The 23,641-nt window shown below is 38.5% G+C and carries 23 protein-coding genes; 14 read left to right on the top strand and 9 right to left on the bottom strand.

Features of this window, described 5'->3' with window-relative positions:
* Window positions 1–77: 77 nt before the first annotated feature.
* Window positions 78–326 (top strand): hypothetical protein, encoded by a 249-nt coding sequence (locus tag B4B65_RS03310; protein WP_002997325.1) that lies wholly within the window; start codon window positions 78–80, stop codon window positions 324–326.
* A gap of 59 nt (window positions 327–385) precedes the next feature.
* Here the strand turns inward: B4B65_RS03310 and B4B65_RS03305 are convergent, their stop codons facing one another.
* Complete coding sequence (locus B4B65_RS03305; RefSeq protein ID WP_293913306.1) at window positions 386–2,545, bottom strand: S9 family peptidase; 2,160 nt, start codon at window positions 2,543–2,545, stop codon at window positions 386–388.
* Window positions 2,546–2,726: 181 nt separating this feature from the next.
* Between B4B65_RS03305 and B4B65_RS03300 the strand changes: the two genes are divergently transcribed.
* The 6 genes from B4B65_RS03300 to B4B65_RS03275 all read left to right on the top strand — a co-directional run bounded on the left by B4B65_RS03300 (window position 2,727) and on the right by B4B65_RS03275 (window position 7,766).
* Window positions 2,727–4,361: a S8 family serine peptidase gene (locus B4B65_RS03300; RefSeq protein ID WP_293913304.1), complete on the top strand. Its 1,635-nt coding sequence runs from the start codon at window positions 2,727–2,729 to the stop codon at window positions 4,359–4,361.
* Window positions 4,362–4,443: 82 nt separating this feature from the next.
* Window positions 4,444–4,629 carry a hypothetical protein gene (locus B4B65_RS03295; RefSeq protein WP_293913302.1) on the top strand — a complete coding sequence of 62 codons (186 nt, stop codon included), beginning with the start codon at window positions 4,444–4,446 and terminating at the stop codon, window positions 4,627–4,629.
* 76 nt (window positions 4,630–4,705) lie between these two features.
* On the top strand, window positions 4,706–5,392 hold the full coding sequence (nth, locus tag B4B65_RS03290) for an endonuclease III (protein WP_201681461.1): 687 nt from the start codon (window positions 4,706–4,708) through the stop codon (window positions 5,390–5,392).
* A gap of 90 nt (window positions 5,393–5,482) precedes the next feature.
* On the top strand, window positions 5,483–6,496 hold the full coding sequence (gene recA / locus B4B65_RS03285; protein WP_002997339.1) for a recombinase RecA: 1,014 nt from the start codon (window positions 5,483–5,485) through the stop codon (window positions 6,494–6,496).
* Between the two features lie 86 nt (window positions 6,497–6,582).
* Window positions 6,583–7,359, top strand: coding sequence for an endonuclease/exonuclease/phosphatase family protein (locus B4B65_RS03280; RefSeq protein ID WP_293913299.1), 777 nt, complete (start codon window positions 6,583–6,585; stop codon window positions 7,357–7,359).
* 233 nt (window positions 7,360–7,592) lie between these two features.
* Window positions 7,593–7,766, top strand: a complete 174-nt coding sequence (locus tag B4B65_RS03275; protein WP_293913297.1) for a hypothetical protein — start codon at window positions 7,593–7,595, stop codon at window positions 7,764–7,766.
* A 177-nt stretch (window positions 7,767–7,943) separates the two neighbouring features.
* On the opposite strand, the gene pruA is transcribed toward B4B65_RS03275, so the two are convergent.
* The 6 genes from pruA to B4B65_RS03245 form a co-directional block, all read right to left on the bottom strand.
* Entirely contained in the window at window positions 7,944–9,581 is a 1,638-nt protein-coding gene (pruA, locus tag B4B65_RS03270; RefSeq protein ID WP_201681459.1) for an L-glutamate gamma-semialdehyde dehydrogenase, read from the bottom strand.
* 74 nt (window positions 9,582–9,655) lie between these two features.
* On the bottom strand, window positions 9,656–10,324 hold the full coding sequence (gene msrA, locus B4B65_RS03265; RefSeq protein WP_293913295.1) for a peptide-methionine (S)-S-oxide reductase MsrA: 669 nt from the start codon (window positions 10,322–10,324) through the stop codon (window positions 9,656–9,658).
* Between the two features lie 68 nt (window positions 10,325–10,392).
* Complete coding sequence (locus B4B65_RS03260) at window positions 10,393–11,004, bottom strand: superoxide dismutase (protein WP_293913293.1); 612 nt, start codon at window positions 11,002–11,004, stop codon at window positions 10,393–10,395.
* A gap of 104 nt (window positions 11,005–11,108) precedes the next feature.
* Complete coding sequence (locus tag B4B65_RS03255; protein WP_293913291.1) at window positions 11,109–11,573, bottom strand: nucleoside deaminase; 465 nt, start codon at window positions 11,571–11,573, stop codon at window positions 11,109–11,111.
* 10 nt (window positions 11,574–11,583) lie between these two features.
* Window positions 11,584–11,922 carry a tRNA-binding protein gene (locus tag B4B65_RS03250; RefSeq protein ID WP_293913289.1) on the bottom strand — a complete coding sequence of 113 codons (339 nt, stop codon included), beginning with the start codon at window positions 11,920–11,922 and terminating at the stop codon, window positions 11,584–11,586.
* A gap of 2 nt (window positions 11,923–11,924) precedes the next feature.
* Window positions 11,925–12,140: a hypothetical protein gene (locus B4B65_RS03245; protein ID WP_003008418.1), complete on the bottom strand. Its 216-nt coding sequence runs from the start codon at window positions 12,138–12,140 to the stop codon at window positions 11,925–11,927.
* Window positions 12,141–12,211: 71 nt separating this feature from the next.
* Here B4B65_RS03245 and B4B65_RS03240 point away from each other — a divergent pair, with 71 nt between their 5' ends.
* From B4B65_RS03240 to B4B65_RS03220, 5 genes are all read left to right on the top strand, one after another.
* Window positions 12,212–12,799: a porin family protein gene (locus B4B65_RS03240; protein ID WP_002997363.1), complete on the top strand. Its 588-nt coding sequence runs from the start codon at window positions 12,212–12,214 to the stop codon at window positions 12,797–12,799.
* A 168-nt stretch (window positions 12,800–12,967) separates the two neighbouring features.
* Window positions 12,968–13,741: a succinate dehydrogenase cytochrome b subunit gene (locus B4B65_RS03235; protein WP_201681454.1), complete on the top strand. Its 774-nt coding sequence runs from the start codon at window positions 12,968–12,970 to the stop codon at window positions 13,739–13,741.
* Between the two features lie 54 nt (window positions 13,742–13,795).
* Window positions 13,796–15,727 carry a fumarate reductase/succinate dehydrogenase flavoprotein subunit gene (locus tag B4B65_RS03230; protein WP_293913284.1) on the top strand — a complete coding sequence of 644 codons (1,932 nt, stop codon included), beginning with the start codon at window positions 13,796–13,798 and terminating at the stop codon, window positions 15,725–15,727.
* A 53-nt stretch (window positions 15,728–15,780) separates the two neighbouring features.
* On the top strand, window positions 15,781–16,554 hold the full coding sequence (locus B4B65_RS03225; protein WP_201681452.1) for a succinate dehydrogenase/fumarate reductase iron-sulfur subunit: 774 nt from the start codon (window positions 15,781–15,783) through the stop codon (window positions 16,552–16,554).
* Between the two features lie 89 nt (window positions 16,555–16,643).
* Entirely contained in the window at window positions 16,644–20,393 is a 3,750-nt protein-coding gene (locus B4B65_RS03220) for a sensor histidine kinase (RefSeq protein WP_293913281.1), read from the top strand.
* Between the two features lie 101 nt (window positions 20,394–20,494).
* On the opposite strand, the gene B4B65_RS03215 is transcribed toward B4B65_RS03220, so the two are convergent.
* A complete protein-coding gene (locus tag B4B65_RS03215) occupies window positions 20,495–21,427 on the bottom strand; it encodes a hypothetical protein (RefSeq protein ID WP_003008429.1) in 933 nt (310 codons plus the stop codon).
* 269 nt (window positions 21,428–21,696) lie between these two features.
* Window positions 21,697–22,263 (bottom strand): lipocalin family protein, encoded by a 567-nt coding sequence (locus B4B65_RS03210; protein WP_201681451.1) that lies wholly within the window; start codon window positions 22,261–22,263, stop codon window positions 21,697–21,699.
* A 59-nt stretch (window positions 22,264–22,322) separates the two neighbouring features.
* Between B4B65_RS03210 and B4B65_RS03205 the strand changes: the two genes are divergently transcribed.
* Window positions 22,323–22,652, top strand: coding sequence for a hypothetical protein (locus B4B65_RS03205; RefSeq protein ID WP_201681450.1), 330 nt, complete (start codon window positions 22,323–22,325; stop codon window positions 22,650–22,652).
* Between the two features lie 74 nt (window positions 22,653–22,726).
* Entirely contained in the window at window positions 22,727–23,641 is a 915-nt protein-coding gene (locus B4B65_RS03200) for a lysylphosphatidylglycerol synthase transmembrane domain-containing protein (protein WP_293913277.1), read from the top strand.

Genomic DNA, 23,641 nt, shown 5'->3' with positions numbered 1-23,641 from the left:
GTAAAATTTTTTAAATGCTTATTTTTCGATAATTTTGCATCTGCAAACAGGTGCAATACACCTTAAATTTAGTTTATATGGATACGCCCAGCATTATCTTTTATCTGTTTTTCGCAGTACCTTATATCTTTTGTATGTATTGGCTTGTCAAACAAGACAAGAAGAAATACGTCTGGGGGATATCGATAGTAACGATTATTGCTATTATCGGCATTATAGTTTCTCAAAAAGCCAGTAAAGTAGCTATAGACAATTACCGTCAGCACCAACTGGATTCCCGGGAGATCGAACGGGAAGAAAAACTGGACAGCCTGCATAATAAATAGGCTAACGGTATTTTTAAAATAATAAAGGGCAACCAACTGGTTGCCCTTATTTTGTAATGCTATTTGGTGATACCTTCCAAAGCAAAGAGGAATGCGTCTTCCAGTGCCACCTCCTTGAGGTAATCAAATCTTCCGGATGCACCTCCATGACCATAGTCCATATCCGTCTTTAGCAACAGTATATTTTTATCCGTCTTGGTTGCTCTTAGTTTTGCCACCCATTTCGCAGGTTCGAAATACTGTACCTGACTATCATGAAGTCCTGTTGTCACGAGCATATTAGGGTAATCCTTCTTTTCAATATTTTCATATGGAGAATAACTTTTCATATATTCATATGCAGCTTTTGTATTCGGATTTCCCCATTCATCGTATTCATTTGTTGTTAAAGGAATCGTTTCATCCAGCATGGTATTCACTACATCGACAAACGGAACATTAGCAATTACACCATTCCAAAGATCCGGTGCCATATTTACCACAGCTCCCATCAACAATCCTCCTGCACTACCTCCTTTAGCATACAGGTGACCTTTACTTGTATATTTCTGATCGATCAGATATTCTCCACAATCGATAAAATCGGTAAAGGTATTTTTCTTTTTCATCATTTTACCGTCTTCATACCACTGACGGCCCATCTCTTCTCCTCCTCTGATGTGAGCGATGGCATATACAAATCCGCGATCAAGCAAACTCAATCTTGTAGATGAAAAACTCGGATCCGTAGATGCTCCGTAGGAACCATAGGCATAGAGCAGAAGTGGCGATTGACCATCTTTTTTGAAACCTTTCTTGTATACGATAGACATAGGTACGGATGTACCATCTTTTGCTTTTGCAAAAATACGCTCAGTGACATAGTTGCCCGCATCATATCCGCCTAATACCGGTTGTTGTTTCAGTAATTTCTTTTCATGTGTCTCCATATTATACTCATAGGTAGAAGAAGGAGTCACCAATGATGTATATCCGTAACGTACCGTACTCAGATTGTACTCAACATTCGTACTTGGAGATACTGTATATGCTGCCTCACCAAAATCCAGATAATGCTGTTTACCATCTTTCAGATTCCGTACAGCTAATTGCGTCAGCCCGTTTTTACGCTCGGAAATCACCAGAAAATCTTTGAACTCATCAATGTCACTTACCATCACATCTGCACGGTGAGGGATCATCTCTTTCCAGTTTTCTTTTCCGGTTTTGTCCAGCGGACATTCCATAACTTTAAAATTCTTAGCATTATCATTGGTAACGATCAGAAACCTGTCTTCCAAAGCAGTCACAGAATAGAGTACATCTTTAATACGTGGCTGAAAAATTTTAAATGTTCCGTTGGGATCATCAGCATTCAGAATATATTCTTCTGAAGATAATGTTCCTCCGGTATAGATCATTATATATTTTCCGTTTTTGGACTTGCTCACACCAATGTAATTGGTGTTATCTTTTTCATGATATACAGTGACATCATTTTTCTCATCTGTGCCCAGCGTATGTCTTTTTATTTTCTCACTGAGCAATGTGACCGGGTTTTTAGCTGTATAAAACAACGTCTTATTATCATTAGCCCAGGTTGTGCCACCACTTGTACGGGAAATCCTGTCGCTCATGATCTTTCCGGTCTCCAGGTTTTTTACATGTACAATATATTCACGACGTGACACCGTATCTACACCATAAGCCAATAATTTATTATCCGGACTCACCGATAAACCACTTACAGCATAGTAAGCATGACCTTTAGCCATTGCATCTACATCCAACAGTATCTCTTCAGGAGCATCCAGACTACCTTTTTTACGGCAGTATTTATAATATTGCTGCCCTTCTAATGTACGTGTATAATAATAATATCCGTTTTTAAAGTACGGAACAGATTCATCGGTTTCTTTAATCCGGCTTTTCAATTCATCAAATAAGCGTTGCTGAAAAGGCTCTGTCTGCTTCATTATCGCAGTAGTATAAGCATTTTCAGCCTCAAGATAACTGACAACATTTGAAGAATCCGGTCCCTTTTTAAAATAATCGATCATCCAATAGTAATTGTCTGTAACGGTGTCTCCATGAATGACCCGTTGGTGCGGTTTGACAGCAGCGACCGGAGCAGCTACATCCGGCCATTTTAATGGTTTGTTTTCTGACATATTGTTATTTGAAGAACAAGAGGATAGCAAGACTAAAGCTCCTATCCATATGGTAATTTTTCTCATCATAAATAGAGTTTTGAAATTAGTATTTTGACAAAATACAGGCCGTTGAAACCCATAAAATGAAAACTCACTAAAGATAACCGAAAAGTTTTACCGATTTAGAAAAAATTAACAATTTGCTTCAGATTATTGCCCTATATTTGTTTATAGATCATTAATTAAGAAATAACGTTTATAAGCGACTATGAGATTAAAAAAATTAGCTATTATATTAGCTTTTGGTACATTACCGGTTCTTTCGTTTGCGCAAAAGGATCAAAAGACACCCCCCAACTGGTTCAACCTTGATTTCCAACAGGATGGCGTAATGGGAATCAGCACAGAAAAGGCCTATCAGACATTATTGAAAGGAAGAAAAGCTACTCCGGTCATTGTAGCTGTTATAGACGGAGGTGTGGATGTCAAGCATGAAGACCTTAAAGATGTACTCTGGATCAACCCCAAAGACAATAATGATAACGGTAAAGACAATGATAAAAACGGCTATATCAATGATAAATATGGTTGGAACTTTATCGGAAATGCAAACGGAGAAAATGTCAACCATGATAATCTGGAATTGACTCGTATGATCCGTAAGTATGAGCCTAAATATATTTCCGTATTGCCAAGTACTCCTTTAACTGCGGCTGAAAGAAGAGAATTTGTAGCTTATCAGGGGATGGTAAGCGAATATGCAAATAAACTGGAAGAAGCACAAATGGGCGAATTGAATTATGTCAAACTGAAAGAGCAGTTAGAGATTATCTTCAAAAAAATAGGAAAGGACACCAATGCATTGACATTAGCAGATATAGAAGCGTATTCCCCTGCCAATGATCAGGAAAAAATGGCTTTGCGTATTGCTAAAAGAGGTATTCAGGAAGAAAAAGGATCAATATCCAAATTTTACAGTCAATTGGGAGAGGCTGCAACTTATTATGGAGATCAGGTCAAATATCACCTGAACAAAGAGTTTGATCCACGTCATATCATTGGTGATAATTATGAAGATGCTACAGAGCGATATTATGGAAATGCAGATGTTACAGGACCTGATGCGGAGCATGGAACACATGTAGCCGGTATCATCGGAGCAAAACGCAATAACAATATAGGTATTAATGGTGTAGCAGATCAGGTGAGAATAATGGCTGTACGAACAGTACCAAATGGTGATGAGCGCGATAAAGATGTAGCAAATGCGATCCGTTATGCAGCTGAGAATGGCGCTAAGGTCATCAATATGAGCTTTGGAAAAAGTTATGCTTACAACAAAAAAGCGGTGGATGACGCAGTTAAATTTGCAATCTCTAAAGATGTATTGTTAGTACACGCTGCCGGTAACGATGGCCAGGATGTAGATATTCACAAAAATTTTCCGACAAAATACTATACGGATAGCCTGGATGCCATTCAGGGGGAAGCAGATGCCTGGATCACAGTAGGTGCAAGCGGACTTTATCAGGATGACAATCTGGTAGCCGATTTTTCCAATTACGGATACAAGACAGTAGATGTATTTGCTCCCGGAGTAAAAATCAATTCTACTATGCCGGGATCTCTATACAAAGAGCAGCAAGGTACAAGCATGGCTTCACCGGTAGTGGCAGGTCTTGCTGCTATGATTCGCTCCTATTATCCGCAGTTGACGGCTAAAGAAACAAAAGATATTATCATGAAATCTGTTGTTAAAGTGGATAAAAAAGTATCTATTAAAACTGAAGACGGACGCAAGAAAAAAGTATATCTGGATGAAATCAGTGTTACAGGTGGTGTTGTGAATGCATATCAGGCTATTGCCGAAGCAGATAAATATCTGTCACAGAAGAAAAAATAATTTTTTTTGTGATATAAAATACTATAAGTTGCTTATCTTACGTTTGATAAGAAGTTGATAACAAACAAATTTAGTTCAGCTTATGGTAGAAAACTTTACAAAAATTAAAGAAGATACTTACACAACAGAAGATAAAGATCTGACAAACTATCAGGACGATATTTTCGAGATTCAGCTAAAATCAAATCTTCAAAATTTGTCTAAAAATCCCAACAGCAAGACAATTGACAGTATTTTGGCTTATTCCAAATCGTTGAAAAAAGATTAAGTATCTTAAAGATCAAGGCCCGGTAACATCACTGGGCCTTGTTTTTTAAAAGGTAAAGGTTTTTGTATCTTTGGATATGTTAAAGAAAGATCGTTACCGTGCTTTTGTAGAATATTTTTCTACTCACAATCCTGATGCACAGACCGAATTAAATTACAGTAATCCATATGAACTTCTCATTGCTGTTATTCTGTCGGCTCAATGTACAGACAAACGGATCAATCAGATAACTCCAGCTCTTTTCGAGCGTTTCCCTGTAGTCGAAGCATTGGCAGAAGCTTCTGTTGATGAAGTTTTCAGTTATATCCGCTCCGTTAGCTACCCCAATAACAAAGCTAAACATCTGGTTGGTATGGCAAATATGCTTATTGAAAAGTTCAATGGAGAAGTGCCTGAGCAAATAGAAGATCTTATCAAATTACCGGGTGTAGGTCGCAAAACAGCAAATGTAATCTCTTCTGTCGTTTACAATAAACCGGCCATGGCAGTTGATACGCACGTATTCAGGGTAAGTAACAGATTAGGCCTGACCAGCAGAGCGACTACTCCCCTTGCTGTAGAAAAACAGCTTGTCAAATTTCTTCCGGAAGAAACTATAGCAGTTGCACATCACTGGCTTATTTTGCACGGACGATATATATGTCTTGCACGAAAACCCAAATGCGAGATTTGCCCTATTACTTATATGTGTAAATATTATGAAACTGAGTTTCTAAAAACTTCACATCGGAAATTAAATACAGGCAAAGAACATATCGTTTAATTCTGAAATACTATAAAACTAATTATATTAGCATTTTAAATTTGATAATTTCATTTTTATGTGTACTTTTGATTAATAATTACTAAAAATATGAGCAACCAAGACAAATTAAAAGCTTTACAGCTTACTTTAGATAAATTAGAAAAATCGTACGGTAAAGGTACGATCATGAAATTAGGTGATTCAGCGGTTGAACCCATTGAGTCTATTTCTACAGGTTCTTTAGGTCTGGATATTGCACTTGGAATCGGAGGTGTACCAAAAGGCCGTATTATCGAGATCTATGGTCCGGAATCTTCAGGTAAAACAACATTAGCAACACATATAGTTGCAGAGGCTCAGAAAAAAGGCGGAATTGCAGCCATCATCGATGCCGAGCACGCATTTGATAAATATTACGCACAAAAATTAGGTGTCGATGTAGAGAACCTGCTGATTTCTCAGCCGGATAACGGTGAACAAGGTCTGGAGATAGCGGACAACCTGATCCGATCAGGAGCTATTGATGTTATCGTCATTGACTCTGTTGCAGCATTAGTACCTAAAGGTGAAATTGAAGGTGAAATGGGCGATTCCAAAATGGGTCTGCAGGCTCGTCTGATGTCTCAGGCTTTGCGTAAACTGACCGGAACTATATCCAAAACAAATTGTTGTTGTATTTTTATTAACCAATTGCGCGAAAAAATTGGTGTAATGTTCGGAAATCCGGAAACAACAACTGGTGGTAATGCACTGAAATTCTATGCTTCTGTTCGTTTGGATATCCGTCGTACTTCACAGATCAAAGATTCGGATGAAGTATCAGGTAACCGTGTAAAAGTAAAAATTGTAAAAAATAAAGTTGCTCCTCCTTTCCGCATTGCAGAATTTGATATTATGTTTGGAGAAGGTATCTCTAAAGTTGGTGAGATCATCGACCTTGGCGTGGAGTACAATATCATCAAAAAATCAGGATCATGGTTCAGTTATGGAGATACCAAACTTGGACAGGGCCGCGATGCTGTAAAATCATTGCTTCAGGATAATCCGGATCTGATGGATGAATTAGAGCAAAAGATTAAAGCAGAAGTATCCGGTGTAGAAGCTGTTGTCGAACCGGAATAGAACATCTCCGGTCACGATTATGTTATAATTTATTCATATAGCCATTCCAAAAGAATGGCTATATTTATTTTTCACAACCTCATATCATGAAAAATAAATCTATTCCTTTTCTCTTGTTGCTTCTGTTTATCTTTTGTGTCCCGGTGTTCGGACAGCAGCCCTTAAAGATTCTATCCTACAACATTCACCATGGTAATCCGCCCAGCAAACCCGCTATTATCGATCTTGAAGCTATCGCAAAAGTGATCCGTATATCCGGTGCTGACGTAGTTGGATTGCAGGAAATAGATGTAAATGTAAGCCGTTCGGAGCATGTAGATCAGGCCAAAAAACTCGCAGAATTATCCGGAATGAAATATTATTTTTTTTCAAAAGGAATCGATCTGGAAAAAGGAGAATACGGAACAGTGATTCTTTCAAAATTTCCGATCACAAATACAGAGCGTCTGGAACTGCCTATGCCTGTCAAAAGTGAAATGCGAAGTCTGGGTATTGCAAAAATCAAAATTCCTTCGGGCAAAGAGATTCTTTTTGCCAATACGCATCTGGATTTAAAAGAAGAAAACAGAATCGCTCAAACCAAATTTATAGTCAATCATTTTCAGGACACAAAACATGTTGTTGTTCTTGTAGGAGACCTTAATGCACAACCTCAATCGCAACCCATAAAGATATTAGGAGATTTTTTTAAACGTAGCGAGATTCCGAACGGATTTACTATTCCGGAAGTGAATCCTAACCGTGAAATTGATTTTATTATGGTCAATAAAAGCAAAAATCCTACATTCCAAAACCACAAGGTAATAGAAGAGTCTTACGCATCTGATCACAGACCGGTATATGCTGAACTTGTGATTAAATAAACTGTTGGTGGAGACACCAACACACGCTGCTACTGCGTTTGCCCATTTCTGGCGCAAGCGTCCACTTGTGCCCGCTACTTTTATCGGTTCAGGCACAAGCAGTGCTGTGCTAATTCGTCAGAACAGTGACAACGGTTTGACCGGACTGTTCTTCTCTCCTTTTTAAAGGTGAGATCCCGGTAGGTTAAAGACTGATATGACAAGCATATACTTCTACTCCTGATTGCTACTTCATGACTATACTGTTGGTGGAGACACCAACAGACGCTGCTACTGCGTTTGTCCATTTCTGGCGCAAGCGTCCGCTTGTGCCCGCTACATTTATCGGTTCAGGCACAAGCAGTGCTGTACTAATTCGTCAGAACAATGACAACGGTTTGACCAGACTGTCCTTCTCTCCTTTTTAAGGAGAGATCCCGGTTTGACCGGAAGAGAGGTTAAAGACTAATATGACAAGTATATACTTCTACTAATTAGTGCTACTCTATATTTTAAAATAAAACCCAAAGCGCACGCTAAATAAATGAAAAGAGCTGGTAAAAATCAATTTACCAGCTCTTTTACTTAAATTATACTCCGATCTCTTATTCTCCCTTTTCCAGGAACGGATATCTGTAATCTGTATCCGGATTGAATGTTTCTTTGATTGTACGTGGAGAAACCCAACGTAACAAGTTGATCATGGATCCTGCTTTATCATTCGTACCTGATCCTCTTGCGCCACCGAATGGTTGTTGACCAACTACAGCTCCTGTACATTTATCATTGACATAAAAGTTACCCGCAGCATTACGTAAAGCATGAGTCGCTTGTGCGATTGCATAACGATCCTGTGCAATTACTGATCCTGTAAGCGCATAGATGGATGTTTTATCGACCAACTCTAAAGTTTCTTCCCATTTCTCATCTTCGTACACATATACAGTCAATACCGGACCAAACAGTTCTTCTGATAATGTCTCGTAGTCGGGTTTATTTGCCACAATAACTGTCGGATGGATAAAGTATCCTTTAGATTTATCGTATGTACCCCCCACTATAATTTCTGCATCAGCGGAATCTTTAGCACGGTCAATATATTTAGCCAATTTATCAAATGATTTCTCATCAATAACGGCATTGATAAAGTTTGTAAAATCTTCTGTACCTCCGATAGTGAATGACTGAATATCAGCAACCATTGATTTCTTTAATTCAGGCCATAATGATTTTGGTATATATACACGGGATGCTGCTGAACATTTTTGTCCCTGATATTCAAATGCACCACGTACTATAGCTGTATTGGTTACTTTTAGATCCGCAGAAGGGTGTACTAAGATAAAATCTTTACCGCCAGTCTCTCCTACGATACGAGGATATGTTTTATATAAGTGAATATTTTCACCGATAGTTTTCCAGATATTCTGGAAAACTCCTGTAGAACCTGTAAAGTGGATACCTGCGAAATCAGCATGTTTGAAAATGATATCTCCTGCGTCCGGACCGGAAACAAATACCAGATTAATAACTCCGTCAGGAAGACCTGCTTCTCTGAAGATTTCCATTAATACATTTGCCGAATAGATCTGCGTATTAGAAGGCTTCCATACAACCACATTTCCCATCATAGCAACACATGAAGGCAAATTACCTGCAATAGCGGTAAAGTTAAATGGAGTCAAAGCAAATACGAAACCTTCCAGAGGACGTTGCTCAAGACGGTTCCATACACCTTTTCCGGATACAGGAGGTTGCTGAGCGTAGATCTCACTCATGTATTGCACATTGAAACGAAGAAAATCTACAATCTCACATGCCGAATCAATCTCTGCCTGATACGGGTTTTTAGATTGTCCTAACATTGTTGCTGCATTCAGCTTATAGCGGTATTTACCCGCAATCAGATCAGCAGCTTTTAAGAAAATAGCAGCACGATCTTCCCATGGCAGGTTTTCCCAATCTTTCTTAGCCGCCAAAGCTGCATTTATCGCATCCGTAACATGTGTTTTGGTACCTTCACTATATTGTCCTAATACATGCTGATGATCATGAGGAGGAGTGATATTGATCTTTTTATCCGTACGGATTTCTTTCCCTCCGATAAACATCGGAACATCTATTTGCTTTGAACGCGCTTCTTCAATAGCTGCTTTCAATAATTTACGCTCGTTACTTCCAACCGCGTAAGTATATACCGGTTCATTAACAGGAACAGGAACTTTGAAAAATCCTTTTAACATAAGTATTTAATTTTATTCAGTAACCTACTGATTTACACTATAAAATTACAGCAAAAACTATGGACTGTCAACCTTTAAGGAGTATGCTTAAGGTTAGTGGAGAAAATGTGTTTAAACTTTTCCAATTTCGGTTTAATCACATACTGACAATAGGCTTCATCAGGGTTGTTTGCGTAATAATTCTGATGATAATCCTCTGCCTTGTAAAACACTGTGAAAGGTTCAACCTGTGTAACGATTGGCTTATCATAAAGTTTTTCTTCCGTCATTTTCCGGATATAGTACCGGACTTTATCAAGCTGAATTTTATCATGTACAAACACCGCTGAACGATATTGCTCTCCAACATCATTTCCCTGACGATTGAGCTGAGTGGGATCGTGCGCAAGAAAAAAACCTTGTAAAAGCTGGTCATAGGACACAATTCGGGGATTATACACCACCTGTATTACTTCAGCATGCCCCGTCCCCCCTAAAGATACCTGAGTATATGTTGGATTTTTTACATCTCCTCCGCTATAGCCTGACATCACCTGTTCAACACCCTTCAACTCTTTAAACTGCGCTTCTATACACCAGAAACATCCAGCAGCAAAAGTAGCTGTATCGTGTTCGCTGTTCCGGGGTTGAGACGGAAGCTGCCCGAAAGATACTTTTTCAGCTTTAGGGGCATGACAACCAGTAAACAATGTGCCTAAAAGGACAATTGTCAAAATATATTTACTTACACATTTTACCTTCATAACCTTTACGTATAAAAAAAGCGATGGAGATACCCCATCGCTTTTACTGTAATCGCTATTCAGCGAAATTATTTTTTAGCTGCTGCATATCTTTCTGCTACAGCATCCCAGTTAATCACATTGAAAATTGCTTCCAGGTAGGCCGGGCGTTTGTTTTGATATTTTAGGTAGTAAGCATGCTCCCATACATCTATACCCAATACCGGAGTTCCTTTTACTTCAGCAACATCCATTAAAGGGTTGTCCTGATTAGGCGTAGAAGTAACTGCTAATTTTCCATCAGCACCTACGATTAACCATGACCAGCCAGAACCAAAACGTCCTGCACCAGCTTCCTGAAGTTTTTTCTTTAATTCGTCAAATGAACCAAATGTTTCATCGATAGCAGTTGCAAGCTCACCTGTAGGCTGACCACCTGCATTTGCACCTAAAACACTCCAGAACAGACCGTGGTTAAAGTGACCTCCACCATTGTTACGCACTGCAGGGCTATATTTAGAAACATTTTTTACAATTTCTTCTAATGATAAATTCTCAGCATCTGTTCCTGCAATAGCTTTGTTCAAATTGTCAACATACGCCTGATGGTGTCTGTCATGGTGAATTTCCATGGTTTCTTTGTCAATATGTGGTTCTAATGCGTCCGATGCGTATGGTAACGCTTCTAATTGAAATGCCATAATATTTATAAATTTAATAGTTTAATACTTTACTTGATTTGTATACAAATATAACGTTTAGATTGAGGATATGTTTTGAATACTGTCAAGAAATGAGATTTGTCTTATCTTTTCTGACGAAAAAATGATGTAATCAATTCTGCACATTCTTCCTGCAGTACTCCGGATATAATTTCCGTCTTCGGATGGAATAATTTACCATATCTTGAAGCGCCCCTTTTTTCATCAGGAGTTCCGTATACAATCCGGGACACCTGCGTCCAATAGGATGCACCTGCACACATCACACAGGGTTCTACAGTGACATACAGAGTACAATCTTTTAGATATTTTCCTCCCAGATAACTGGATGCAGCAGTGAAAGCCTGCATTTCGGCATGAGCAGTCACATCATTAAGACGTTCTGTCAGATTATATCCCTTCCCGATGATTTTTCCCTGACTTACAATAACAGCGCCTATAGGAACTTCATCTTCTTCATATGCTTTCTTTGCAAGGGTCAAAGCAGCTTTCATAAAATACTCATCAGGATCAATGTTACTGCCCTCTTCAAAATTAATATATCTCATATCTGATTTACTAACACAACCTCGATCCGTTTGGCAACGGACGTTCAACAGCAGTCAATACTATATCTCCATTCTCATCTGCAAATCCTGTCACCAGGCACTCAGACATAAAATTAGCGATTTGCTTCTTCGGAAAATTGATGACCGCCACGACTTGCCTGCCGATCAGACTTTCCTTAGTATAATGTACAGTAATCTGTGCACTGGATTTACGCATACCGATTTCTTCTCCAAAATCTACGACTAACTGATAAGCCGGTTTTTTGGCTTTAGGAAAATCTACCGCTTCGAGAATTGTCCCTACTCTCAAATCAACTTTCTCAAAGTCTGCCCAACTAATCTCCGCCATACCTACAAGCGATTACTCGTTAAGTCTTCCAGTTCTTTACCCAATGTAAACAGTATATAATCCGTATTGCGACGGATACGCTTAGCCAGTCGCTGCACCAACTCCTCTTCTTGTCCTTCCCTGTAGAGAAGATCTTCCTGCGTCAAACTATTATATTTTCTTTTTAACTTTACCTTTAGGATTTCCCAATCGGAATCGCTTATTTTGATAGTTGCCATTTTTGGTTTAAAATTTGTACGTAGATTGAAAAGTAATAAAAATTAAAATTATAACAAAAAATACATTTTTTATGAAAAAGTTTATACTCAGTTTAGTTGCCTCTATGATGTTAGTCGTTTCAGCAAATGCCCAGCTGATCCCAAGTTTAAAGTTCGGGGTTAAAGGAGCGCTGAATTTCTCCAGTCTGAAATCTGAAGGCAAATGGCTTAATTCGGATACAAAAACAGGATATCAGGCAGGTTTGTGGGCGAGAGTTGGTGCTGCAGGATTTCATGTTCAGCCGGAAGCTTACTTCACCGGAAAGAAAATAAAAGGTGAATACCAGACAGAAAACGGATCGACAGAAAACGGAACTTTTGATCTGACTACCATTGACGTGCCTGTATTGTTAGGTACACGTGTTGGATTAGGTCCTATCGGAGTAAGATTTCAGGCAGGTCCGGTATTTGCATTCAAAGTAAGCGAAGGCGGTTCATTGAGTAAATACACTGACTTTGCTAATTACAAAAAAGCATCCACAGGAATTATCGGTGGTATAGGTGCTGATATTAGCAAGTTCACCGTAGACCTTCGTTACGAACATGGATTGTCCAGTCTTAGTGACAACAAAGACAAGATCAAAATGTGGTCAATTGGTGTAGGATACAATTTCTTATAGTAGAAACGCAGGTCTCAGGACCTCCAAAACGATAATAAGAGCCCGGTTTTCCGGGCTTTTTCAGTTTACAAACTTAGAACAATTCTAAATTAGTACTTTTTACGCACTTGCTTACATTTTTATGACGCAAATAGATAGTTTTGCGTATTAAATTAAAATACAAGGACAATGAGTAAATCAAAGCCAGTTTTAAGTTCTTCGTTGGGGAAGAAACTGATCATGAGCTTAACAGGACTTTTCCTATGTACGTTTTTGATCGTCCATTTGATCGGAAACCTACAACTGTTTAAGAGTGATGAAGGTCTTGCGTTTAACCAATACGCATACACCATGACCCATTTTGCACCTATTAAAGTAGTTTCTTATTTACTTTATGCTTCTATCATTATCCATGCTATTTATGCATTGGTACTGACGTTGAAAAATAAAGCAGCCCGTCCGATCGGATATGCAAAGTACGACGGAGCGGCTAACAGTGCGTGGAATTCCAGAAACATGGGAATTTTAGGAACAGTATTATTGGTATTTATTGCTACGCACATGGCAAACTTCTGGTGGAAATATCACAATGATCAGACTCCTTATATAGAATATAAAACAGATCTGGCCACCAATGTGACCACCTCAAAGGAATTAAGTCAGTCTGAATTCACTGATTTCCGTATAGAAGTCAAAGACGGCGTACAGACGATACAGGCACGTGACCTGTACAAACAGGTAGATTATGCTTTCCAAAATGTATGGTTAGTATTATTATATGTTGTAGCAATGGCAGCATTGTCTTTTCACCTGATACATGGTTTCCAATCGGCTTTTCAGACCGTTGGATTCAATCACAAAAAATATATTCCAATTGTTAGATTTTTAGGTATTTGGGTGTTTGGTGTACTTATCCCGATTGGATTTGCGGCCATGCCTTTATATTTTTTCTTTGCTAAATAAACTATTTTAAGGTAAGAGCGAAAGCAAATATCTATCAAAATAAAATAAAGAGATATGTTAGATTCAAAAGTACCAGCGGGTCCTTTAGCCCAAAAATGGTCAAATTATAAATTCAATCTTAAGTTGGTTAATCCGGCTAACAAACGTAAATTCACCATTATCGTTGTTGGTACAGGATTAGCAGGCGCTTCTGCAGCTGCTTCACTAGCTGAGTTGGGATATAACGTAAAAGCATTCTGCTATCAGGATTCTCCACGCCGTGCGCACTCTATCGCAGCACAGGGAGGTATCAACGCAGCAAAAAATTATCAAAACGATGGTGACTCTGTTTACCGTCTGTTCTACGATACAATCAAAGGTGGTGACTACCGTGCACGTGAGGCAAATGTATACCGCCTGGCTGAAGTATCAGTAAATATTATCGACCAATGTGTGGCTCAGGGAGTTCCTTTTGCCCGTGAATACGGAGGTTTGTTAGACAACCGTTCATTTGGTGGCGCACAGGTATCCCGTACCTTCTATGCACGTGGCCAGACCGGACAACAATTATTATTAGGTGCTTATTCTGCATTAAACCGTCAGATCAAAAAAGGCAAAGTTGAAATGTTCAACCGTCATGAGATGCTTGATGTCGTAAAATTGGATGGTCATGCTAAAGGTATTATCACACGTGATCTTGTAACCGGAGCTATTGAATCTCACGCAGGACATGCGGTATTATTGTGTACAGGAGGTTATGGTAACGTATTCTTCTTATCTACAAATGCTATGGGTTGTAACGTAACTGCTGCGTGGAGAGCACACAAACGTGGTGCATTCTTCGCGAACCCTTGTTACACACAGATTCACCCGACATGTATTCCTGTAACGGGAGATCATCAGTCTAAACTGACATTAATGTCGGAATCTCTGCGTAATGATGGCCGTGTATGGGTACCTAAAACTCAGGAATTATCGGCTAAACTTCGTAACGGAGAATTAAAAGCTGCTGATATCAAAGAAGAAGACAGGGATTACTTCCTGGAAAGAAAATACCCTTCATTCGGTAACCTTGTTCCTCGTGACGTTGCTTCCCGTAATGCTAAAGAAGCGGTAGATGATGGTCGTGGTGTTGGTAAATCCGGAGTAGCTGTATTCCTTGATTTTGCGGATGCGATCAAACGTCTTGGTGAAGATACAGTACGTGCAAAATATGGTAACTTATTTGACATGTACTATCAGATCACTGATGAGAATCCATATAAACAACCAATGCGTATCTACCCTGCAGTTCACTATACTATGGGTGGTGTATGGGTTGATTATAACCTGATGACGACTATCCCTGGATTGTACGCATTAGGAGAATGTAATTTCTCTGATCACGGAGCTAACAGATTAGGAGCATCTGCATTAATGCAGGGTCTTGCCGACGGTTACTTCGTAATTCCTTATACTGTGGGTGATTACCTTTCAGGATTAGGTTTTGCACCTGTAGACAACAATCGCCCTGAATTTGAGCAGGCAAGACAAGAGGTCGAGGCAAAAACCAAACAGTTACTTTCTCTGAAAGGAACAAAAACTGTAGATGATATCCACAAAGAACTGGGTAAAATCATGTGGGAATACTGTGGTATGGCTCGTACGGCAGAAGGATTGACAAAAGCAAAAGGATTAATTCAGGAGCTTAAGAAAGAATTCTGGTCCAATGTTACTGTACTGGGAGAGAATGAAGAGCTTAACCTGTCTCTGGAAAAAGCCGGCCGTGTTGCTGACTTTATCGAATTGGGTGAATTGATGGTAGATGATGCTTTCAACCGCTCTGAATCATGTGGAGGTCACTTCCGTCTGGAAAGTCAGACTGAAGAAGGTGAAGCGAAACGTAATGATGAAGAATTTACTTACGTTGCTGCCTGGGAATTCAAAGGCGAAAACCAGCCAGAGGTTCTTCACAAAGAAGAGTTAATTTTCGAAAATGTTAAATTAACACAAAGAAGTTATAAATAGTAGATATAGCGGACGGCACCACCGTTCGCTATTCATTACTTAAAAATATTGTCATGAGTGCACATATGAATTTAACGCTGAAGGTATGGCGTCAGAAAAATGATAAACAAAGAGGTCAGTTCGTAACCTATCAGGCAAATAATATCGCTGACGATATGTCTTTCTTGGAAATGCTTGACATTGTTAACGAAGAATTAACCCGTAAAGGTGAAGATCCTATTTATTTTGACCATGACTGTCGCGAAGGTATTTGCGGAATGTGTTCATTGGTTATTAATGGTCGTCCTCACGGTCCTAAACAAGGGACAACAACTTGTCAATTGCACATGCGTAGTTTCCATGACGGACAAACAATCGTCATCGAACCATGGCGTGCAGCTGCATTCCCTGTATTGAAAGATCTTGCAGTAGACCGTACTGCATTTGACCGTATCCAACAAGCCGGAGGATATGTAAATGTCAATACCGGAGGTGTACCAGATGCGAATGCAATCCTTATTCCTAAAAGAATTGCGGATGAAGCATTTGAATCTGCAACCTGTATCGGCTGCGGAGCTTGTGTTGCTGCCTGTAAAAATGCATCAGCAATGCTTTTTGTTTCTGCAAAAGTTTCTCAGTTTGCATTGTTACCACAAGGTCAGACAGAGCGTTATGAACGCGCTCAGGCTATGGTAGATCAGATGGATGCTGAAGGATTCGGTAACTGTACCAACACAGGAGCTTGTGAAGCAGAATGTCCTGTAGGTATCAAACTGACAAATATTGCACGATTGAATCGTGAATATTTAACAGCAAAATTATTCAGAGAAGAAGATATTCACAACTAGAATTCCTTTTCAGGTAAAATACACAAGTCCTCACATAAAAGTATGTGGGGACTTTTTTTTATATTTACTTACGTAAATCTTTTATAGCTGTGCAATTAACGACGAAAATACGTATACTCCTTCTTATTCTTACGATCTCCTTCATGGGCACAGCCCTCACGATACATCTTACTATTACGGACAAAGATATGCTGGAGCTGGATAAAAATGAGCTTACCGCCAATATCCACAAAAAAGAAAGTATCATTGAGGATCTGTTTGCAGATTCCACCATAATGAAGACGTTTAAGAATGTGGAACAGTTTCCTCTGCAATCTGCAGATATACTGGAAAAATTTGCATCGGAAAAAGGAGTATTCCTCTATCTGTACAAAGATAGTAAGCCTGTCCTCTGGAGTACGGATGTATACGTACCTGTGACTGATGCAGGACTCAAGTCAAATACGACCTATATGATCGAAAATAACCGGTCCTTTGTCGTGAAAAAGAAAACAGCCGGAGATGTCAATATACTTGCTCTTGTACTCGTAAAACGTCTATTCAACAGTAATAATGAGTACCTGAAAAATACCTTCAATAAACAACTCATAGATGATTCCAATCTGGAGATAGCGGACTATACAGATATACAGAATATACAGAATGTGTATAGCAAGGACGGAACCTATTTATTCTCTGTAAAGTTAAAGAGTGGAAAACATGATAATGTATTTATCTTCCTCCAATTTATCTGTTGGGTATCCGCAATGTTCTGTTTTATTATCCTTACACACAATATATGTCTGAATCTGGCTAAAAAAGGATTTGCCTGGCTTGGAGTTTTTATATTTGTATCGGTTCTCTCCTCCCTCCGTTTCATCGATCTGCAGAGTAACTGGCTTGCCATGCACTCCAGTCTGGGAATATTCGACCCTAAATACTATGCATATAATTCGGTTTTTCCAAACCTGTGGGCACTTACATTAACGAATCTGAGTTGCCTCTGGTGTCTCGCATTTATACATTCTGTATCGGACAAACTTATTCTGCCACCTCAGCTCAAAAAGAAGATTATTCCGTATCTGATATCCGGTCTTCTTGTATTCAGTATTTACTTTTTCTACAACCTGCTCTTTAAGCATCTGGGCAGTCTGATTACACATACCTCTATTGTGAGTTATGATTTTTCAAAAATAGCGGATCTGAGTAAATACAGCTGGTTAAACCTGTTTAACCTCTGTCTGGCGATACTCTCTCTGTTCTTTTATATCGATATTCTTTTGCGGCTTATTGATCAGTTATTCGAACAGGTCAGTATCAAGCTAAATATTCAACTGGCTGTGTTGATATTCTCGATGATTGTATACGCTCTGTTGGGAGAAAACAGTATTAATAATGTTCTTCTTGGCATCCTTATACTGCTTATTTTCCTGAGAAAATATGCTTTGGGGCAGTACCGTTTTTCTTTCTATATAGTCATACTTGTTATCGTTGCGCTCTTCTCTTCTATTAATCATGATAAATACATGAAAATAAAAAAGCTGGAGAGTATGAAATTAGTGCTTAGTAATCTGGAAGCAGAAGATGATACCAATGCCATTTCCTTATTTATGGATATTGAAAAATCCATGAAAAACGATGAACAGCTTCAACACTTATTCCGACTTTCTGCAAATCAGCAGAATGCCATCGAAATAACAGATTTCATTAAGAAAAAATACCTGAGCGGATACTTGTCTAAATTTGATTTTAACGGGTATTACTATGCAAATAATATCCCACTTGATAATTACCCTAATAATAAATTCGAAGAATACAGAGAGAAGGTTATTAACAATTCTATCAAAGTAACAGAGAGCTTCTACCGGGTGAAAAGTGAATTGGGCACACATGAATACTTCATGACCTTAAACTTGCCGTTAGGAGATAACACAACAGCCAATATCTTCTTAAATCTCAAGAACAGAGCCTTCAGTTACATCTTGCCTTATCCGGAGATTCTGTCAGACAGCCGCACCACTTCATTACAGCAGGAGTCCTTTCTGAATAACTCTTTTGCTCTCTATAAAGATAAGCAGCTCGTGACCCAATATGGTAAATATACGTATCCAAGTGCTGACAGTAAATTTCCTGACAAAGTAGGTAAGTTTATAGAAATTGATGAACCGGGAGATTATTTTCACCTGATGTATCGTCCGGACAGCCATACTACGTTGGTGATCAGTCGGGCCAATCAGAATTTTTATGACTATCTGGCTGTTACCTGTTTCTTCTTTGTACTTCTGTTTGTATTCTTTAGCATAGTCGATATTGTGATTTACCTGATCCAGACGATGACGCAGAAATCTTTCAGGCTAAAGAGTATCAAATACCATTTTATGATCCTTAAAAATACCATACAGTATAGTACAAGGATTCAGACCATATTTATCGTATCTATCATATTTGCGATCCTCATCTCGGGTGCATTGGCTTTCTACAATATAAACTCGAGGCTGAGTCATGAAAGAGAAAATAACCGTATAAAATATATTGCCGAAGTCTCCCGGAAACTGGAGAATATGATGAACTCGGCAGAAAGCATGAATAGTAAAGAAACAGTAGAGTCCTATCTTAATATTCTATCCCAAGCCATGACCACGGATTTTACATTGTTCAATCGCAATGGACGGCTGATCTATTCATCTCAACCTAAGATCTATGATTTGAAGCTCTTCTCGACTTTTATCAATCCTACAGCGTACAAAAAACTATCGTTAATCAAAAAAACGGAGACAATCGAACCTGAAAGAGTTGGTGATTTCGAATTCTCCTCCAGCTATGCAAGTATCCGTAATGCCGATTATCAGATCGCCTATTACCTGAATATACCTTATTTTGCATCTAAAAAGGAAGAAAGCACCAGTATCAACCTGTTGCTCAACACGTTAATCAATATCTACACGATCATTATTATTGCATTCGGCTTCTTTGCGGTGTATATTTCCAATAAGATTACTGCACCTCTGGTAATGATCGGTAAGAAATTGTCGCAGACAAATGTGGGTAAACAGAATGAACCACTTTTCTGGCAACGTAATGATGAGGTGGGTGCATTGGTCAAAGAATACAACTTTATGCTGATCAAACTAGAGGAAAACTCTAAGAAGCTGATGGGTATAGAGCGGGAGGCTGCATGGAGAGAAATGGCCAAACAGATCGCTCATGAAATTAAAAATCCGCTGACTCCTATGAAACTTGGAATTCAGCAGTTATCCCGATCCTATAAGGAAAATGATCCGCGCTTTGAAGAACGCTTTAATCGGATCTCGACTTCATTTATCGAGCAGATTGACAGCTTATCTCATATTGCCAGCGAATTTTCAGCATTTGCCAAACTTCCGGATACCCGGTTTGAAAAGGTGAATATTATTCAAAAGATTAACAAGTCCGTTTCATTTTACAGCACAAATACACAGGCTAAGATTACCGTTACCAATCATGCTGATTCTAATGAAATATTTGTATTGGGAGATAAAGATCAGTTATTGAGAACTTTTAATAATCTTATCAAGAACGCAATTGAGGCTGGCCTGGGTCGCAGAAAACTCAAAATCGACTTTGAGATCTATGCTAACCCGAATGAAATGGTCGAAATACATATCACCGATAATGGAAACGGAATATCGGATGAAGCACTACCCAAGATTTTTCAGGCTAATTTTACAACTAAGAGTTCAGGAACCGGTCTGGGTCTCGCTTTCGTTAAACAAACCATTGAAGGTATGCGGGGAACTATAAATTTCAAAACTACACAGGGAAAAGGAACAGTATTTATTATACATATTCCATTTTACCATACAATGATTAAAGATATCTAACCGTTACAATGCCGTTAGCCGTCTGCTATTAAACAATAAAAAGGGCTTTGTATTACTACAAAACCCTTTTATTGTTTAGTTTAGTTTGTACTAAGATCTTATTACTTCAGTATTACACTGGATCTGCCCATTATAGCATTGTCCGCATAGAGCAATATGGTATAAGCTCCTTTTGCAAAATCTTTACTCTCTTCCTGCCACAAAAACTTGTACTCCTCACCGTTATTTGTAAAGTTGATACTTTCCTTAAACGTGTACTGAAGTTTCTCTCCGTGGACATAGAAAATGTCGTTTGATTGTGCAATAAGATTACCCTGAGGATTAATAATTCTTACAAAGATTTCCTTGGCGCCTGTCTTAGCCAGCGTATTATCTGCTATAGTAAAGTTGATCTCTAACTTATCTACACGCTTAGCTCTTGTCTCTACTTCTACACGTCCTTTTCTTTTTTCCTGAAGGCCGTTGATAGTAATATTAGACACTTTAACTGCAGAGGCTGTTGTTACTTTATCTTTTAAGTCAGAATTATGTGCCGTGAGCCCACTAATTTTTGATTCTCCCTCCGAGACTTTACTATTGAGAATTTCATTCTCCTTTTCAAGCATTTCATTCTTTGCTTTCAGATCAGCTATATCTGTTTTCAATCCGGATACATCTACTTTTAAGGATGCCACTATTTTTCGGGCCTGATTGAGTTGTTCAGTAGTCAGCACATTTGCTTCCAGTTCCTTACGCAGATCCGCAATAATTTTACGCGCCTGTAATTCGGATTTTTTCATTGCTTCACTTAAAGCAACATTCTCCTCATTCAGATTATCCAATTCTGCTTCTATTCTATCTATCTCAATCTGCAGACTTTCTTTCTGCACCGTTAGTGTATAAACTTTCTCACCGGAAGACCTGAACTTTACGTAGAAATAGATATTAGTTGCCAGCAAAGCAGCTATTGCGATTATAAAAAAATAAATCTTTGAACTATCTCTCTTTCTTTGTCCCTCTTTTTCCTTTTCCCTTACTTCATCTACCATTTCCATAATTATTAATTAACCATTCATTTCTGCTTTCATAGATGGATGATTTGCATCTTTGACACAAGCAAAAAATGTTCCAATTTAGAACATTTGAATAAAAAATACATGTTACAACACAATAAAGGTTAATTTTAATCTTCCACTGCCATTTTTTCTTTTATGCACTGACAATTCAAAGTACAGTTTTTTAGTACAAAACCGTAAAATACAGCACAAAAAAAACGCAGGTGATATCGCCTGCGTTTTCCATATTATTATCTTTATTCAGATACTTATCTATCTCCTTTTGAAAAATTAAAGACTAAATAACCAGTACCATTATCCAACTGAACAGGCATTTTCATGACCAATTTTTCTCCGTCAGAAAAGGAAAGATCCATACGGTATCCTGTAGTAACATTTCTGGCCTTATCTCCTGAATAGATTTTTTTGAATTGAAACTGTGGTTGTCCGCCCATTTTTCCAGGGTTATAGATTGACCATACAATATTACGGACAGCTCCTTTAGCACACAACGTACCTTCTGCTGTAAATTCTATACTTCCTTTACCATTGGATGGAAAATTCCATACACTTCCTTCAAAGCACTCAGCAGGAGCTTCTTCGAATACAGTTTTAATAGTATAAGCAGCCGGGATATTCTCACGGGTAATGGTATTGAGAATCCATGTACCTTTTACACCACCTTTCCATTGAGAGGCACTTGGTCCGTCATTTACTTCTGTGCTGGAAGAACTGGAGCTACCTGAAGAAGACGTAGTCTTTCTCTGTGCTCCGCACGATGAAAACAAGAAAACACCTGCTAGGATCGCTACGAAAGTCAAAATATGTTTACGCATAGTTTAAGAATTATATAAATCAATCTTTGTATGTTTGCAAATATACAAAATACAAAACCATGAACGAGCATTCCAAAAATCATACCACAAGCAAATTGGTTGCAAAAGTTTTATTGCGATTGTTCATTATCATTCTGGGGCTTGCCGCCTTTCCATTTATATCCGGAAAATCTCAACAATTAGACCAATCATATGTATATTTTGAACATAAATGGTTTTTGATATTTCCATTTTTACTCTTCACCATATTTGTTATTCTACTGATAACCATGCTTAAAGAAAAGTATAAAAAAACAGACATCAACTGGCTTTTCTCGCTTTCTGCTTTAATGCTGATCGGATATCTGATAATGCTCTACACCCGGATTTATCCTATGTTTAACATGTAATCTCCTTTACAGGACCTGAAGTTTTTATTACCTTTGAGCCGCTAATCTCTGCAAGTGATTAGTTTTACATACACATGAACAAAAAGAAATACTGGAATATTCTTAAAAACATACTCAAAGTTGTTGTCACTATAGGGGCTTTGTACTGGGTATTCAGCAAAGTCGATATAAAGGATCTGGTAGAAGCCATCCGCAATAGTAATCCATTATTTTTATTCCTCGCATTTTTAGCCTTTCTACTTTCTATATTTATTTCGTCTTCCAGATTACTTAGTTTTCTAAAAGGAATAGGCCTGGATGTAAGTGAAAAATATAACTTCAAACTGTATCAGTTAGGTTTATTCTACAATCTCTTTCTACCCGGAGGTATTGGAGGAGATGGTTATAAAATCTATTTTCTTCGCAAAAAGTTCAAAATCAAAGGCCGGAAACTATTGAGTGCCTTGTTTTTTGATCGTCTGAGCGGACTGTGGGCATTGTGTCTTATTATAGCCGTACTGATCATGTTCATGCCGCAACTTAAGATACCAAATGCCCTTACAGCTGCATGCTTTATATCGGGTACAGTAGTCTATTATCTTGTAATATGGAAGTTTTTCCCGGATTTCAAACCCCGCTTTTTCAGAACACATATCAAAGCTATAGGTGTACAGTCGATGCAGGTAATATCTGCGATTATGATTTTGTATGCATTGGGATTTGACGGAAAATTTTCTCCTTATCTTTTCCTTTTCCTAGCTTCATCTCTGGTTGCTATCATTCCTTTTTCAGTGGGCGGTCTGGGTATGCGTGAGATTGTATATATGTGGGGAGCAAAGATCTTTTATCTGGATTCACACCTTGCGGTATTGATTAGTTTATTATTTTATATTATTTCTGCTCTAGTTTCATTGTCTGGTGCTTATTACGTCTTTAACCCGAAAGGTCTGGGTGAAGAGAAATTACCATCAGCTGAAGAGGTGGAACAGAGCAGAATTGAAGAGGATTAA

It is taken from the genome of Sphingobacterium sp. UBA5789, from assembly GCF_002418355.1.
In the GTDB taxonomy this organism is placed as follows: Bacteria; Bacteroidota; Bacteroidia; order Sphingobacteriales; family Sphingobacteriaceae; genus Sphingobacterium.
Note: the sequence above shows the minus strand (reverse complement) of the source record. Positions and strands in the feature narration are given on the sequence as shown.

Bases quoted from the DNA above. Each gene is read 5' to 3' on its own strand.
- B4B65_RS03310 (WP_002997325.1), top strand. From the start codon at position 78: ATGGATACGCCCAGCATTATCTTTTATCTGTTTTTCGCAGTACCTTAT.
- B4B65_RS03305 (WP_293913306.1), bottom strand. From the start codon at position 2,545: ATGATGAGAAAAATTACCATATGGATAGGAGCTTTAGTCTTGCTATCC.
- B4B65_RS03300 (WP_293913304.1), top strand. From the start codon at position 2,727: ATGAGATTAAAAAAATTAGCTATTATATTAGCTTTTGGTACATTACCG.
- B4B65_RS03295 (WP_293913302.1), top strand. From the start codon at position 4,444: ATGGTAGAAAACTTTACAAAAATTAAAGAAGATACTTACACAACAGAA.
- nth (WP_201681461.1), top strand. From the start codon at position 4,706: ATGTTAAAGAAAGATCGTTACCGTGCTTTTGTAGAATATTTTTCTACT.
- recA (WP_002997339.1), top strand. From the start codon at position 5,483: ATGAGCAACCAAGACAAATTAAAAGCTTTACAGCTTACTTTAGATAAA.
- B4B65_RS03280 (WP_293913299.1), top strand. From the start codon at position 6,583: ATGAAAAATAAATCTATTCCTTTTCTCTTGTTGCTTCTGTTTATCTTT.
- B4B65_RS03275 (WP_293913297.1), top strand. From the start codon at position 7,593: ATGACTATACTGTTGGTGGAGACACCAACAGACGCTGCTACTGCGTTT.
- pruA (WP_201681459.1), bottom strand. From the start codon at position 9,581: ATGTTAAAAGGATTTTTCAAAGTTCCTGTTCCTGTTAATGAACCGGTA.
- msrA (WP_293913295.1), bottom strand. From the start codon at position 10,324: ATGAAGGTAAAATGTGTAAGTAAATATATTTTGACAATTGTCCTTTTA.
- B4B65_RS03260 (WP_293913293.1), bottom strand. From the start codon at position 11,004: ATGGCATTTCAATTAGAAGCGTTACCATACGCATCGGACGCATTAGAA.
- B4B65_RS03255 (WP_293913291.1), bottom strand. From the start codon at position 11,573: ATGAGATATATTAATTTTGAAGAGGGCAGTAACATTGATCCTGATGAG.
- B4B65_RS03250 (WP_293913289.1), bottom strand. From the start codon at position 11,922: ATGGCGGAGATTAGTTGGGCAGACTTTGAGAAAGTTGATTTGAGAGTA.
- B4B65_RS03245 (WP_003008418.1), bottom strand. From the start codon at position 12,140: ATGGCAACTATCAAAATAAGCGATTCCGATTGGGAAATCCTAAAGGTA.
- B4B65_RS03240 (WP_002997363.1), top strand. From the start codon at position 12,212: ATGAAAAAGTTTATACTCAGTTTAGTTGCCTCTATGATGTTAGTCGTT.
- B4B65_RS03235 (WP_201681454.1), top strand. From the start codon at position 12,968: ATGAGTAAATCAAAGCCAGTTTTAAGTTCTTCGTTGGGGAAGAAACTG.
- B4B65_RS03230 (WP_293913284.1), top strand. From the start codon at position 13,796: ATGTTAGATTCAAAAGTACCAGCGGGTCCTTTAGCCCAAAAATGGTCA.
- B4B65_RS03225 (WP_201681452.1), top strand. From the start codon at position 15,781: ATGAGTGCACATATGAATTTAACGCTGAAGGTATGGCGTCAGAAAAAT.
- B4B65_RS03215 (WP_003008429.1), bottom strand. From the start codon at position 21,427: ATGGAAATGGTAGATGAAGTAAGGGAAAAGGAAAAAGAGGGACAAAGA.
- B4B65_RS03210 (WP_201681451.1), bottom strand. From the start codon at position 22,263: ATGCGTAAACATATTTTGACTTTCGTAGCGATCCTAGCAGGTGTTTTC.
- B4B65_RS03205 (WP_201681450.1), top strand. From the start codon at position 22,323: ATGAACGAGCATTCCAAAAATCATACCACAAGCAAATTGGTTGCAAAA.
- B4B65_RS03200 (WP_293913277.1), top strand. From the start codon at position 22,727: ATGAACAAAAAGAAATACTGGAATATTCTTAAAAACATACTCAAAGTT.